The following is a 13,624-nucleotide window of genomic DNA, read 5'->3' on the forward strand; positions in this document are numbered from 1 at the left end:
ATAAAATCTTATAAAAATATCCGTTATGTTATTTTGACTATTTAAGCTGTTATTAATTCTTTCACCTTCTGCATTTTTAGTTCTATAATATTTAAGTTTAATAATCTGCTTGTCAGTCTTCCTTTGATTTCCTCAATGTTATCTTTTCTTGTTTTTATATTTAAGCTATTCATCAAACTACAGTAATTTTTATTTGATGTAATAATAACCGTTTTTTCTAATGCTCTTATTTTATCAAATAATTTATAATAGCCTTCTGCTGCATAATGAAAGCCTACACTGTCAACATCATCAATCATGATAATATCTGCATGTTTTACATTTTCTATTTTTGAATCTATGTTTGATTTTAAATCTTTGTCCTGAGCATTTTTATTAAATAGGTTTTTATGCATATCTTCAAAATTAGATGCTTCTATATACAATACCTTGATATTATTAATAGCATATATTTGCCATAACATTTTAAGTATTGTTGTTTTACCTGTTCCGCTTTCCCCTTCAAGATATAAAGAACTCATACTTCCTAATTCTAAATATTTTTTAATTGTATCTACTAGCTTTTGATTGTTAAACCTATTTGCAAAAATATCTAATGTCATGTTAATATCTAAAGAATTAAATATATCATTATATTTAACTATAATTTTTTCAAGCTTATCTAATTTATTAGATATTTCAGTTTTTTCATTTTTAACACAATCACACATCTCAGGTAAAAAAACTTTTCTTCCTGAAAATATTGATGACTGAGAAACTTTTTTAAATCCATCTTCATCACATTTTTTGCAATTTGGGTCTTTTCCATCTCTTGCTATTTGTTTCAATTCTTCTAAATATTTCTTATAGTTTTGTAAACAGTAGCTGCTATCCGCAATTTGCAATTTTAGAATACGCTTCATCAATACTTCCTCCTCTTTCTATTTCTTTTAATAAAAACTCTAATTTCTCAATTCCGCTTGGTATTGTATATTTTTTATCTTCTTCCGATTTTTGATTTCCTTTGTTGGTATTATTTTTATTACTTTCATTTTTTTGTACACAAAGCCATTCTTAATAAATCCTGAAGTTTTAATGAGTATCTTTTATTTAATGGTAATTTTAAGAAATTAAACTTTACAATTGATAAGGCTTCATCAAAGTTATCATGCACACGATTTTTAAATATATCAATTAAAAACTTGGTATATGTAATATGAAGTCCATATCTTATTCTACAACCTACTAATTCTTTATGAAGATCATTATATTTTTCTAAAAACTCATTTTTCTTTTTGTCTTCTTCTTTTTCTTCTGAAGTTTTTTCTTCTTCAGGTTTTTCTTTTTCCTCTTTGATTAATTTATGAGGCTGTAATGGTTCTGTGTTTATATCATCTCCGAATAAGCTAGGCTCATCATATTTATGCTCTACAGGAGCATCCATATTTCTTATAGCTCTATCTTCTTCAACAAACATCTCTATAGCTTTTTTTAATCCTGATAAATTATACACAGTTCCTGTTCCTGCAAATCTATCTCCTCTATAAACATTTCTGCTTGAAAAAGTTAGATACCCCTTAGCATAAAGGCTTTGCCTTTGTCTGTAATAATGCTGCCCCATTGGATTTATTTCTCTATCTCTAATTTCTTTTTCATTTTTCCAGCTTAAACTTATTATAGCAATTATAAACTCAAACTCACTTGCTGTAAGTCCTAATCTTTTTCTATAATAAATTAATGTATTAGGTATCGATGTAAAACCTCTCTCAAGCATAGCATCGCCAAACGTTGCTATTAAGTATTCATTTTTCACTTCTGTTTTATTGTTCTCAGTTTGCATTTTTTTCTACCTCTGGAAATAATTTTTTTGCTAATTCATACAAGTTATTAATATGACTTGTGTTATTATTCTTATCAAGCTCAATAGCCATTTCTATAGTTTTTATGTTTCTATTTTTTGCCAATTTTTGAAGATTAATTTTTTTTATTCTTGAATATTCTGTATATAAAAGCTCATATCTTAATTTTATTAATTTTATGTTTCCAAAACTTGTATTATGAATATGCTCATAAAGTTTTCTTCTGATGATATTATTTGATGCATGCTCTTCTTCAAAGTGTAATAAATCTTTTTTATTAAATATTTTTTTTATTATATATTTTAATAATTCTTTTATTCCTATTTTTTGAATTATCATTTTAAACTTCCCCCCATAACCATATTATTTAAAAAATGCTCCTCCTTCTGCAGTAATAAATATTATGACATCAAAGAGTGATGTTAAAGATTTAAATAAATTTCTACTGCATTTGTTTTTGATATTTTTTAGCAGGAATGCTAATTGATAAAATATATTCTGTTTTTTATTATAAAAGTTGATGCCAAACTTTTTATCTAATTTTATTTTCGATATTTGTAATACTTGTTTTTGATTAGAATCTAAAATGTTTTTAAGACATATTATATTTTTTAATTTGTTGATAAATAAGATTTTTGAAACTTGTACCGCTTCCCATACTCTTTTTAAATTCGTTGAAATAAATATTTATATTGTTTTTGTTTTAATTTAATAATTTATATTAATAATATAATTAGTATTATTTTATTATTTGCACTTTTTGCAACTTTGACGAAGTCCGCACCGCGAAGGCGGGAAAAAGTTGATAGAAAATTATTGTTTCAACTATATTGAAAATTTTTAAGTTTGTCAAAATTTAGTTTTTATTTTTTTATTGTTATCGGGGACTAGCCCCCGAGCCCCCAGTTCTTTTGCCGATAGGCACCTACTCGGTATTGGTATAAAAGAACCAAAAGAACTGCATTTTTATAAATTAATACTCAAATATATTCAAAAATATAATATAGATTTGAACTAATATAATTAAATATCTTATTTCTTAAATAACTCAAACAAAAACTTTAATGCTTTTATATTTTTGCTGTAAGGTGGATATTTGGTATTAAGCTCGAAATTATAATTCTTTTTTAATACTGTAGTTTTATTTGTAAAGCATTCAAAACTATAATAACCATGATACTCCCCTATTCCGCTTGTTGACACTCCTCCAAAAGGAGCATTATTGTTTAATATATGGCTTATAGTGTCATTTACAGATGCACCGCCAAAAGAAATATTGTTTAAAAAATAGTCTATAAAATTATTATCATCAGAAAAAACATACATAGCCAAAGGGTGAGAACATACTTTATCTATAATATCTCTTGCCTCTTCTTTAGTGCTGTAATAAACTATAGGAAAAATACTTCCAAATATCTCATCTTTCATTACATTATTTTCTAAACTGTTAGGCTCTAATAATGTAATTGCAAGAGATAATGACTCATCATCATATTCACCGCCGTATAATATTTTGCCGTCATTTAAATAACTTTTTAATCTTTCATAATGACTTTTATTAATAATTCTGTTTAATTTCCTCTCATCTTCAAATAATTTTATTTCTGTATTGAATACATCTAAAAACTTATCTTTAATATTTTTGTTTACTAATAAATAATCAGGCGACACGCAAGTTTGCCCAGAATTAATAAACTTCCCCCATATTATTCTCTTTAGAGCTTTGTTAATATTTTTTATATTATCATCAACTATAACAGGAGATTTTCCCCCAAGTTCTAATGTAAGAGAAGTTAAAAAATTAGAAGCATTATTCATTATAATTTTTCCAACTCTAGGAGAGCCTGTAAAAAATATTTTATTATATTCTATTTTTGTAGTCTCTTCTGCAGGAAAAGATTTATCTACAACGGCAATATACTCTTCATCAAATGTTTCTTTTACAGAAGAATATATTGCATCATAAACATTAGTAGTTAATTGAGAAGGAAGTATTATAGAAGTATTTCCTCCTGCAATAGAGCCTATAAGAGGAAGAAAAGTTAATTGCAAAGGATAATTCCAAGGAGATATTATAAGTGATACTCCATAAGGCTTATTCATTATAATTGTTTTAGAATCTATTGTGAGGAAATTTCTTTTAACTTTTTTATCTTTCATCCAAGTTTTTAATTTTTTTATAAAAAGATTTATCTCATCAATTATAATAAATAATTCAGTACCAATAGCCTCAAACTCAAGTTTAGCCATATCTTTATTTAGAGCATCAATAAAATTAGCCCCATTTTTTATAATCATAGCCTTTAGTTTTTTTAGCTGCTCTATTCTAAAAGAATATTCTAAAGTAGCACCGCTTTTAAAAAACTCTCTTTGCTTATTTCTTAACTCTTCTATATACATAAAAAATAGTATCCTTTAAAATATCTAATATATATTAAAATTTCATATTTATCAAAATAAAGTTATATTTTAGTTTTGATATCTGGGGCTTTGCCCCAGACCACACTTCTTTTACGACCGTAGGAAGTGCCTTCGGTATTGGTATAAAAGAAGCAAAAGAACCGCATTTTTACGAAGTAATACTTAAGTATATTCAAAAATACAATGTATTACTTGTACTTTTTGCTGAACGAAAAGGAACAAGAAAAATCTTGAAAAACAATAATCTTCGTATATCTCAAGCAAGCGATAAAGCCACTTCCATCATATTAGTAAAAGTTTTCTCTCTCTGCTCTGCTGTTGTAGCTTCTCCTGTAACTAATGAATCTGATATAGTTACCATACAAAGAGCATTCACTCCTGCATATGCTGCATTCATATATAAAGCAGCAGCTTCCATCTCTACAGCTAATACTCCCATTTTTGCCCATTTAGGTGTAGCATTGTTAGCTCCATAAAATACATCAGATGATACAATATTACCTACATGATAATTTATTTTCATCTCATCAGCCTTATTAACAGCCTTTCTAAGTAAATCATAACTAGCAATAGGAGCATAAGTACCAGGAAGTTCATACTGTGAAGCATAATTAGAATCAGTACAAGCTCCCATTCCTATAACTAAATCACCAATATGAAGCTTATCAACTAAAGCTCCAGCAGTACCAATACGTATTAAATTCTTACAATCATAAAAATGTATAAGCTCATAAGAATAAATACTGCAAGAAGGCATTCCCATACCAGTACCCTGAACAGAAACTCTTTTGCCTTTATATGTTCCAGTATATCCAAACATATTTCTTACACTATTATACTGCTTTACATTCTCCAAAAAATTCTCAGCTATAAACTTAGCCCTCAAAGGGTCTCCAGGAAGAAGAATAGTTTCTGCAATGTCGCCTTTGTTTGCTGATATATGAGGTGTAGCCATAATATATAAACTCCTTTTTTAATATAATTAATTATAACATAATAAAACTTTAATATATATATCAAAGTTTATCAACATCTATTTCTGCCACAGAATTAAATACATAATTTGGTTTATAAGGAAACTCTTTTAGCATCTCCATTTTTGTAACACCGGATAATACTAAACAAGTTCTCATTCCAGCACCAAGCCCACCAAGTATATCAGTATCCATTCTGTCACCTATCATAACAGTATTTTCACTATGTGCATTAATTTTATTTTTTGCAATAGACATCATGATTGGATTAGGCTTACCTACTATATAAGGCTTTTTTCCAGTGGCAGTTTCTATAGCAGCAAGTATAGGTCCAACTGCCGGTATAAGTTCTCCATCTGGAGCAGGGTCTGTTATGTCTGGATTACAGCCTATAAACCTAGCACCTTTATTTATAAGTGAAACAGCTTTTTTAAGCATATCAAAATTAAAAGCACTAGTTTTACCAACTACAACATAATCTGGATTAACATCATTTATACTATAGCCTATGTTATAAAGCTCGCTCACTAATCCGCCCGTACCTATTACATAAGCACTTCCATTCTCTTGCTGAGTCTTTATAAACTTTGCTGTTGCCTGTGCTGCTGTAAAAAAATGTTTCTCTTCTAAACCATCTATGCCAAGAGATTCTAATTTTCTTTTTAAATCAATTGGTGTCTGCTCTGCATTATTTGTTAGAAATAAAAAAGATACATTTTTCTCTAAAAGCATATTAACAAAATCTTTAGCACCATCTATTAAATTATTTCCTCTATATATTACTCCGTCCATATCTGATATTATACTAACCATATTATTTTTACCTCTTTATCTATACAAATATTATTTTTTATATAAAGTTTTTCCTTCTTTTATTGTCTCTAAAACTTCTATACTGTTCATGTCTTTTGCATCTATTTTTAATGGGTCATCAGAAAGTATTACTAAATCTGCTAATTTGCCTTCTTTCAAACTGCCCTTTATATCCTCTTCTCCATTTTGATAAGCAGCATTTATTGTAATAGCCTTGAAAGCATTTAGAGCATCTATCTTCTGATTTTCTCCAAGTAATACTCCATCTTTTGTAGTTCTATTTAAAGCACAACTTATAGTCTCTATCATATTAGGTTTTATAACAGGGGTGTCTTGATGATATGTAAAAGGCAAGTTGTTATCTAATGCAGTTTTGCTTGCACTTATTTGAGAAGCCCTCTCCATTCCTAAATTTGCTATATGTGTGTCTCCCCAATAATATATATGAGCAACAAATAAAGAAGGTATTATATTAAACTCTCTCATTCTTTTATATTCATTCTCTTTTACAATCTGGCTATGAACCAACACAGCTCTATAATTATTTGTAGTGTTTCTCTCTGTCATAACCTCTGATATTGCATCAACATATTGTTCAGCAGCTGCATCTCCATTACAATGAGCCTGTAATTGCATTTTATCATCAAAAGATTTTCTTACATATTCTTTTACAGTGTTGTAATCATGTATAGGATATCCTCTGTAGCCTTTCTCTCCTGTTATATAAGGCTCTTTTAGCCAAGCAGTTTTAGCCTGAGGCGAACCATCTAAAAATATTTTGTAGCCTGATATTTTAAATCTATTACTGTATTTACCAATTAAATCTTTATGTTCATCAAAAATATTAGGAGCATTCTTTAAATCTATAAAACCTATTATATCTATTTTAAATCTATTATTTGTTATCATATTCTCTATTAAAGGCAAATCACCATTTACAATTAAAGAGTTTTGAGCAGTTGTAATACCATAACTTAAATAAACATCTTCTGCCTGATTAACAAAGTTCATCATGTCTTCATCAGTAACTTTAAAATCAACCTCTCTAGCATATTTCATAAAAGCAGCCTCTTCCATATAACCAGTAGGCTTTTTGCTATTAGGATATCTTTCTATAACTCCGCCTTCTATATCTGGAGTATTTTCATCTACACCAAAATATTCTAATGCTTTAGAGTTCATGCTTCCAACATGTCCAGATGCATGCGTAATAAATATAGCTAAGTTTGTAGAAACTTTATCTAAATCATCTCTTGTAGGATTTTTTTTACCTGGAAGTAAATTATTATCATAACCAAAACCTATAACCCAAGCACCGTTTGTAAGCTTATTATTTTTTATATAGTCTTCTAATCTTGAATCAATTTCTGCTATGTTTGTACATCCTGATAAATCTACAGTTGTGAGAGCTTGTGCAAAACTTATTATATGGCTATGAGGGTCTATAAAAGAAGGCATTAAAGTTTTACCTTTCAAATCTACTAGCGATTTATTTTTTATTAAATTATTTGCTTCTTCATCAGTGTATGCTACTTTTGTGATGATTCCGTTGCTTACTTCTAAAGCTTTAGCATATAGAGTCTCTTCTGTGTTTCCTTCCATAGTGATAATATTACCATTATAATACACTTGCAAATTGCTATTTTGTTTATTAGAGCAAGATATAAAAATAGCCAAAATAAACAATACATATAAATAGAATAATTTCTTCATAATATTCCTCATTATTATTTATTGATAACAAAATTATATATTATAAAGTAAAAATTACATAACACTTTTTATTCTGTTAAATATCCAAAAACCATATTTTATAAAAATATTTTTAATTTTTTTATTTGCGGTGGCTTTGCCCTTAACGAAGTACACACCGTGCAGCACCCCCACTTCTTTTACGACCGAAGGAAGTGCTTATGGTATTGGTATAAAAGAAGCAAAAGAACTGCATTTTTACATAAAGAATTATCAGTATAATAAGTAATAACGGGAGAAAAATTCTGCAACTTACGGTTGACAAAGTTAAAAATCTTTAGTATATTCCACAATACTAACATCTATATCATCATAAACAAAGTTCTTCAATATCCTTGAAGAAAATAATTTACTATCTACTTCTGGAAAAAATCTGTCGCAATTATAATTTTTATTTATATGAGTAAGATATATTTTATCTGCATAATCCATTGCTCTTTTATAAATGGACTCCCCTCCTATAATAAATATTTGATTATGCTTTTCTAATAATAATTTAGAAATAGCATTTTCAAAACTATTTTCATAAAAAAGGTTATCGTATTTATCTGAAAGCTCATTTTTATTAGATGATATAACAATGTTTTTTCTATTTGGAAGCGGCTTTCCCCCTAATGACTCAAAAGTAACTCTCCCCATAACAACAGCATATCCTGTGGTAGTGCTTCTAAAAAACTGCATATCCTCTTTAATGTGTCCCCAAGGCATTACACCATTTAATCCTATGCCGTTTTTTGAATCAACAGCAGCGATTAATGAAACTATCAAACAGCTACCTCCGCTTTTATAGTTGGGTGATATTTATAGCCTTCTAATCTAAAATCCTCATAAACATGACTAAATATATTCGGACGCTCTTCTATAAATAATTCTGTAGTCTGTTCATAAGGCTCTCTTGAAAGCTGAAGTTTAACTTGCTCCATATGATTATTATAAATATGTGCATCTCCAAATGTCATTATTAATTCTGAAGCTTTAAGTCCGCTATGCATAGCTAAAAGTCTTGTGAGTATAGCATAAGAGCTTATATTAAAAGGAACACCTAAAAATAAATCAGCAGAACGTTGATACAAATGTGTTATTATACCACCTTCATTGTTAACAAAAAATTGACACATCATATGACAAGGAGGCAAATGCATTTTATCAATCTCTCCCACATTCCATGCATTCAAAATATTTCTTCTGCTTGTTGGATTATTTCTTAATGTATTAACAACATTAGAAATTTGATCTATTTTATTTCCTTCTTTAGTCTCCCAAGCTCTCCACTGCTTTCCGTATACAGGACCAAGCTCACCCATATCATCAGCCCACTCGTCCCATATATGAACATTATTCTCAAGCAAAAATTTTATATTTGTTGAGCCTTGCAAAAACCATAATAATTCTATAATAACACCTTTCATAAATACTCTTTTTGTAGTTATAATAGGTATTTTATTTCCTTCAAATTTAAATCTTAACTGCGGAGCAAATATTCTTCTAGTGCCAACTCCAGTTCTGTCTTTAGTATCTTCACCCTCTTCTAAAACTTTTTTTAATAATTCCAAATAGTTTTTCATAAACAATCCTAATTTGTTTTTAGAACTAATTATACATGTTTAATTATTTTTAGCAATTATATATTTTACGATAAAAAAACACTAATAAAAATAGCTATTGTAATTTTTCCTATATATTATAAAATATTAATATATAGGAAATTATTAACAAATATGCCGCTGAGTAATAACATTTTCAAAAATCAATCTTATTTTTTCATGAGTAAAATCTACTACTTTTTTAAGGGAATATAATAAATGGACATAATTATTGTAATAATACTTATACTTTTAAATGGAATATTTGCTATGTCTGAAATAGCTATAATATCAGCAAGAAAAAGCTCTTTAACCAAAGATATTAAAGACGGAAATAAAAAAGCACAAATAGCTTTAGATTTAGCTAATGAACCAGATAAGTTTTTATCAACCATACAAATAGGAATAACATTAATAGGCATACTAACAGGTATATATTCTGGAGACACTATATCAAAAGATTTATCAAACCTTTTAATAAAAATAAATATACCCAGAGCATATTCTTCTGTAATATCTCAAGTGATAATAGTAGCATTAGTTACTTACCTCACATTGATATTTGGTGAATTAGTGCCAAAAAGGTTGGGAATGGTTATGTCAGAAAAAATAGCAAAAGCTGTGGCAAGCCCAATGACTATATTATCAAAAGTAGGAGCTCCATTTGTGTGGATATTGTCAAACAGTGCTATTATAGTTTCTAGAACTTTAGGCATAAAAGATGAAAAAACTCCTGTTACAGAAGAAGAAATAAAATCAATGATAGAAGAAGGCAAACAAGGCGGAGAAGTAAAAGAAGTAGAACAGGATATTATAGAAAGAGCATTTTTTTTGGGTGATAGAAAAATAGAATCAATCATGACTCATAGAGCTGATATAGTGTATTTGGATATAAATATGACTAATGATGAAATAAAAAAAACAATATCCAAAAATCCTTATACTGTATACCCTCTAATAGACAAAACTTTAGATAATATAATTGGCGTTATAAAAATAAATGAAATATTTGATAAATTAAATAATAGCAAATCAAAAATTGAAAAATATGCACAAAAGGCAACATACTTTCACAACAATATGGAAGTTTATTTAGTATTGGAAGAAATGAAAAAAAATAACACAAAAATAGGCTTTATATCTGATGAGTTTGGAAACATAGATGGTATGATTACACAGCATGATATATTTTCTGCTTTGGTTGGTTCTATTAGCGAAACAAGTAAAAATATGGATATAAGAAAAAGAAAAAACGGCGGTTATTTTGTTGACGGACAATGCCCTATTTATGACTTTTTAGAATATTTTGAAATAGAAGATGAAAACATATCAAACAACTATAATACTATAAGCGGACTAATATTAGAATTATTACAACATGTTCCAAAAGAAGGAGAATCTATAACATGGAAAAACTTATCTTTAGAGATAGTTGATATGGACGGAGCTAGAATAGATAAAGTCATAGTTGAAAAATTAGAAGAGAATTAAATATATTGTATATTTGTATAATATGTAATATTGCTATAATTTTTTAGTTATGTTATAATGCTCGTACAGTTTAATTTTTTATGGAGGTAAATTATGCCACGTGTTATAAATAACGATTGTGTAGCTTGCGGATCATGTCTTCCTGAGTGTGCTTTCGATGCAATTAGCGAAGGAGATATTTACAAAATAGATCCAGACAAATGTACTGATTGCGGAGCTTGTGAAGCTGTTTGTCCTAGCAACGCTATACATCAAGCTTAATGCTTAAGTAGGCATAAGTTGGGGCGGGTCATTTATGATCTGCCCTTTAATTTTTAAAAAGGAATTTAATTTGATAAAGAATTATGAGGCTTTTATATTATCATACAATAATTATAAAAACTCATCTATTATAGCTTCTTTTCTTACAAAAAAAAATATAATATCTTCTATCTGCTATCAGGCTAAAAAAAACTCTAAAGCGTTCGGCTCTGATTTAGAAAGCATATCAAAGCTAAATATAAACATATACGAAAAAAAATCTGACAGCCTCTCAATATTAAAAGAATCAAATATAATAAAAAATTATAATATCTTAGAAAAATCTATTTATTCATCATTGGCAGTATTTTATATAAGAGAATTATTACTCTATTTTGCAAAAGATTTTGATGAGAGATATTTTATTTTAATGGATAAAACTCTATATTCTTTAGAAGAAAATGAAAAACAAAATCAAGATAATTTGAAATATTATATAAATATATTATTGAGAGCCTTTGAAATAAAATTGCTTTATATAGCCGGACTCTCTCCTTTGTTAGATAATTGTGTATTGTGCGAAAGAGAAAATGCAAATTATTATTCTATTAATGAAGGAGGCCTCATATGCAGCAATTGTAAAATAAATATAAAAGATGCTACAGAACTAGATTATAATGATATAGTATTCATGAAAATAATAAAACATTCTTCTATGCTCGATATAGTAAAAAATAATGATATAATAAAGTTTTATAATAATTCAATAAGCACTATAAGAGATATATTACAAAAATCAATATACAATCATATACATAGAGAATTAAAAAGCTTAAAAGTATTAGAAGAGATTTTATTTACTGATAATAATCTCTAAAATCTCTTTAGTATTATTTACTGTATATGTAGCATTTCTAAACTCTTCATCATTTCCAAAACCATATTTCACAGCAATAGAATCAAACCCCATATTCTTAGAAGCTTCTATATCATCTATTCTATCGCCAATCATAATAGTTTCATTTTTATTAAAGTTTTCTTTAAGAGAAGCCTCTTTTAAAACATCAAGTTTATTTTTTATAGCTCCTCCCAAAATAGCTCCATACATATTAGTAAAATATTTATCCAAATCAAAATGCTTTATTATTCTAACAGCAGATTCTAAAGGCTTTGCAGTTGCTAAATAAGTATTAAAATCATTATTGTACAAAGTCTTTATTAAATCATATATGCCGTCATAAAGTGTGCAATTAAAAAGACCATCATTTCCATTATAATCTTCTCTGTAATACTTTATAAACTCCATAGCCTTATCTTGATTATCATAAATATATTTCTTAAAACTAATATCAAGAGGAGGTCCGATAAACTTTCTTAAAATATCATCTTCAGGTAAAACAATATTTAACTCAGGATAAATATCAGACATTTTTTTTATGCCGTATTTAACAGCATTTGTAATACCATTAGCAGAATCCGTAATAGTACCATCTAAATCAAATAGAATATTTTTATATTTACTTTTCATTATCTTTCCACAAATATATATCCAGAAGCAGGAAGTATCTCAAAACTCTTTTTAGCTTTTTCTTTCATAGCCTTAAAAAGCAGATTAAGCCCCAAACTATCACTAGCCATATGCCCAGCACAAACAATATTAATATTATATTTTTTACACTCTTCTACATGATTATCAGATAAATGCATCACAACCAAAGTACCAACACCCGCATTAGCTAAAGCAGAAATCATTCCAATATCAAAAGAAGCTCCTCCAGTCATATCTACAACAATTTTACCAGCTCTGTTTTTTTCACTTCCATTAAAAAGTTTAGGAGGATTATTTATTTTTTGATGATATTTTATATTCCTCAATATCATTAAGTAAATCCAATATATCAGAAAGTTTATAAGGATTTTTTTCTTTTACAAGGTTAGTTAAAAAAGTTTCAACATGATTATCTGCCAATGTATGCATACACATATAATTAAGATTAAGAAGCTTAGCAGCTGTAACATCTCTATTATGATTAGAAGGAGAAACCGAACGCTCTACTCCATACATTCTTTTATTAGTGAGAGCCTCAGATACATTTACATTAACACCATTAAGATGATTTTTATCAGTCTGCATAGCTATTACTTCATAAAACTTAGCATAAGCATAACCATTAGGGTGATGAGTAACAACTAAATCAATCTTTGCTTTTTTTTCATTTAATCTATCAGCAAGCAAAAGCTCAGCAGTCTGCATATCAATACCGCAAAATATTTTCTTTATCTCTTTATCTTCTGCAATATTTAATATTCTGCTGTCAGCATACGGATTAAATAAATTATCCTTATCAAAGCATTCTTTTTTTCTTTTATCTTTTATAGCCTCATAATCTTTTTTTACTATATCAAGCTCTTTTTCTACAATATCCCTTCCCCTAGGGTCAGCATCTATTGCACAATCTATAGCTGTCTTATAAAAATCATTTATATTAAAATATTTATTAGCCAAAATAAA

Annotated in this window: 14 protein-coding genes and 1 pseudogene; 3 read left to right on the forward strand and 12 right to left on the reverse strand. The window is 27.9% G+C overall.

Features of this window, described 5'->3' with window-relative positions; genetic code table 11:
• Positions 1 to 41: 41 nt before the first annotated feature.
• The 9 genes and pseudogenes from BPP43_RS03755 to BPP43_RS03795 form a co-directional block, all read right to left on the reverse strand.
• Positions 42 to 902, reverse strand: a complete 861-nt coding sequence (locus tag BPP43_RS03755) for an ATP-binding protein (RefSeq protein ID WP_015274224.1) — start codon at positions 900 to 902, stop codon at positions 42 to 44.
• Positions 868 to 1,819: pseudogene (locus BPP43_RS03760) on the reverse strand (hypothetical protein). The gene BPP43_RS03755 and the pseudogene BPP43_RS03760 overlap by 35 nt, the downstream one beginning before the upstream one ends.
• Positions 1,809 to 2,177 carry a hypothetical protein gene (locus BPP43_RS03765; RefSeq protein ID WP_015274226.1) on the reverse strand — a complete coding sequence of 123 codons (369 nt, stop codon included), beginning with the start codon at positions 2,175 to 2,177 and terminating at the stop codon, positions 1,809 to 1,811. The pseudogene BPP43_RS03760 and the gene BPP43_RS03765 overlap by 11 nt, the downstream one beginning before the upstream one ends.
• Before the next feature lie 693 nt (positions 2,178 to 2,870).
• Positions 2,871 to 4,238, reverse strand: coding sequence for an aldehyde dehydrogenase family protein (locus tag BPP43_RS03770; protein WP_015274227.1), 1,368 nt, complete (start codon positions 4,236 to 4,238; stop codon positions 2,871 to 2,873).
• Positions 4,239 to 4,515: 277 nt separating this feature from the next.
• Positions 4,516 to 5,214 (reverse strand): purine-nucleoside phosphorylase, encoded by a 699-nt coding sequence (gene deoD, locus BPP43_RS03775; RefSeq protein ID WP_013245134.1) that lies wholly within the window; start codon positions 5,212 to 5,214, stop codon positions 4,516 to 4,518.
• 61 nt (positions 5,215 to 5,275) lie between these two features.
• The gene (locus BPP43_RS03780) at positions 5,276 to 6,046 is read right to left on the reverse strand and encodes an HAD-IIA family hydrolase (protein WP_013245133.1); all 771 of its coding nucleotides are present in this window, start codon (positions 6,044 to 6,046) and stop codon (positions 5,276 to 5,278) included.
• A gap of 30 nt (positions 6,047 to 6,076) precedes the next feature.
• Positions 6,077 to 7,759, reverse strand: a complete 1,683-nt coding sequence (locus tag BPP43_RS03785) for an amidohydrolase (RefSeq protein WP_015274228.1) — start codon at positions 7,757 to 7,759, stop codon at positions 6,077 to 6,079.
• Between the two features lie 306 nt (positions 7,760 to 8,065).
• Positions 8,066 to 8,566, reverse strand: coding sequence for a dihydrofolate reductase (locus tag BPP43_RS03790; protein WP_015274229.1), 501 nt, complete (start codon positions 8,564 to 8,566; stop codon positions 8,066 to 8,068).
• Positions 8,563 to 9,363 (reverse strand): thymidylate synthase, encoded by an 801-nt coding sequence (locus BPP43_RS03795; protein WP_013245130.1) that lies wholly within the window; start codon positions 9,361 to 9,363, stop codon positions 8,563 to 8,565. The genes BPP43_RS03790 and BPP43_RS03795 overlap by 4 nt, the downstream gene beginning before the upstream one ends.
• Before the next feature lie 237 nt (positions 9,364 to 9,600).
• Here BPP43_RS03795 and BPP43_RS03800 point away from each other — a divergent pair, with 237 nt between their 5' ends.
• The 3 genes from BPP43_RS03800 to recO all read left to right on the forward strand — a co-directional run bounded on the left by BPP43_RS03800 (position 9,601) and on the right by recO (position 11,989).
• Positions 9,601 to 10,872 carry a hemolysin family protein gene (locus BPP43_RS03800; RefSeq protein ID WP_015274230.1) on the forward strand — a complete coding sequence of 424 codons (1,272 nt, stop codon included), beginning with the start codon at positions 9,601 to 9,603 and terminating at the stop codon, positions 10,870 to 10,872.
• A 93-nt stretch (positions 10,873 to 10,965) separates the two neighbouring features.
• Complete coding sequence (fdxA, locus tag BPP43_RS03805) at positions 10,966 to 11,133, forward strand: 4Fe-4S ferredoxin (protein WP_013245128.1); 168 nt, start codon at positions 10,966 to 10,968, stop codon at positions 11,131 to 11,133.
• 70 nt (positions 11,134 to 11,203) lie between these two features.
• The gene (gene recO, locus BPP43_RS03810; RefSeq protein WP_041752862.1) at positions 11,204 to 11,989 is read left to right on the forward strand and encodes a DNA repair protein RecO; all 786 of its coding nucleotides are present in this window, start codon (positions 11,204 to 11,206) and stop codon (positions 11,987 to 11,989) included.
• Here the strand turns inward: recO and BPP43_RS03815 are convergent.
• Genes BPP43_RS03815 through BPP43_RS03820 form a run of 3 tightly spaced genes read right to left on the reverse strand, consistent with a single transcriptional unit; the run spans position 11,966 to position 13,618 of the window.
• Complete coding sequence (locus BPP43_RS03815; protein ID WP_015274232.1) at positions 11,966 to 12,640, reverse strand: HAD hydrolase-like protein; 675 nt, start codon at positions 12,638 to 12,640, stop codon at positions 11,966 to 11,968. The two genes, recO and BPP43_RS03815, sit on opposite strands and share 24 nt — an antisense overlap.
• Positions 12,640 to 12,993: a hypothetical protein gene (locus tag BPP43_RS11995; RefSeq protein WP_252832390.1), complete on the reverse strand. Its 354-nt coding sequence runs from the start codon at positions 12,991 to 12,993 to the stop codon at positions 12,640 to 12,642. Before BPP43_RS11995 ends, BPP43_RS03815 begins: the two co-directional genes overlap by 1 nt.
• Entirely contained in the window at positions 12,953 to 13,618 is a 666-nt protein-coding gene (locus tag BPP43_RS03820; RefSeq protein WP_252832391.1) for a hypothetical protein, read from the reverse strand. The genes BPP43_RS11995 and BPP43_RS03820 overlap by 41 nt, the downstream gene beginning before the upstream one ends.
• Positions 13,619 to 13,624 lie beyond the last annotated feature (6 nt).

Origin of the sequence: Brachyspira pilosicoli P43/6/78 (assembly GCF_000325665.1) — a bacterium.
Classification (GTDB): domain Bacteria; phylum Spirochaetota; class Brachyspiria; order Brachyspirales; family Brachyspiraceae; genus Brachyspira; species Brachyspira pilosicoli.

Coding starts and splice junctions, on each gene's coding strand:
- BPP43_RS03815 (WP_015274232.1), bottom strand. CDS start 12,640: ATGAAAAGTAAATATAAAAATATTCTATTTGATTTAGATGGTACTATT.
- BPP43_RS03795 (WP_013245130.1), bottom strand. CDS start 9,363: ATGAAAAACTATTTGGAATTATTAAAAAAAGTTTTAGAAGAGGGTGAA.
- BPP43_RS03770 (WP_015274227.1), bottom strand. CDS start 4,238: ATGTATATAGAAGAGTTAAGAAATAAGCAAAGAGAGTTTTTTAAAAGC.
- deoD (WP_013245134.1), bottom strand. CDS start 5,214: ATGGCTACACCTCATATATCAGCAAACAAAGGCGACATTGCAGAAACT.
- BPP43_RS03780 (WP_013245133.1), bottom strand. CDS start 6,046: ATGGTTAGTATAATATCAGATATGGACGGAGTAATATATAGAGGAAAT.
- fdxA (WP_013245128.1), top strand. CDS start 10,966: ATGCCACGTGTTATAAATAACGATTGTGTAGCTTGCGGATCATGTCTT.
- BPP43_RS11995 (WP_252832390.1), bottom strand. CDS start 12,993: ATGATATTGAGGAATATAAAATATCATCAAAAAATAAATAATCCTCCT.
- BPP43_RS03785 (WP_015274228.1), bottom strand. CDS start 7,759: ATGAAGAAATTATTCTATTTATATGTATTGTTTATTTTGGCTATTTTT.
- BPP43_RS03765 (WP_015274226.1), bottom strand. CDS start 2,177: ATGATAATTCAAAAAATAGGAATAAAAGAATTATTAAAATATATAATA.
- BPP43_RS03755 (WP_015274224.1), bottom strand. CDS start 902: ATGAAGCGTATTCTAAAATTGCAAATTGCGGATAGCAGCTACTGTTTA.
- BPP43_RS03800 (WP_015274230.1), top strand. CDS start 9,601: ATGGACATAATTATTGTAATAATACTTATACTTTTAAATGGAATATTT.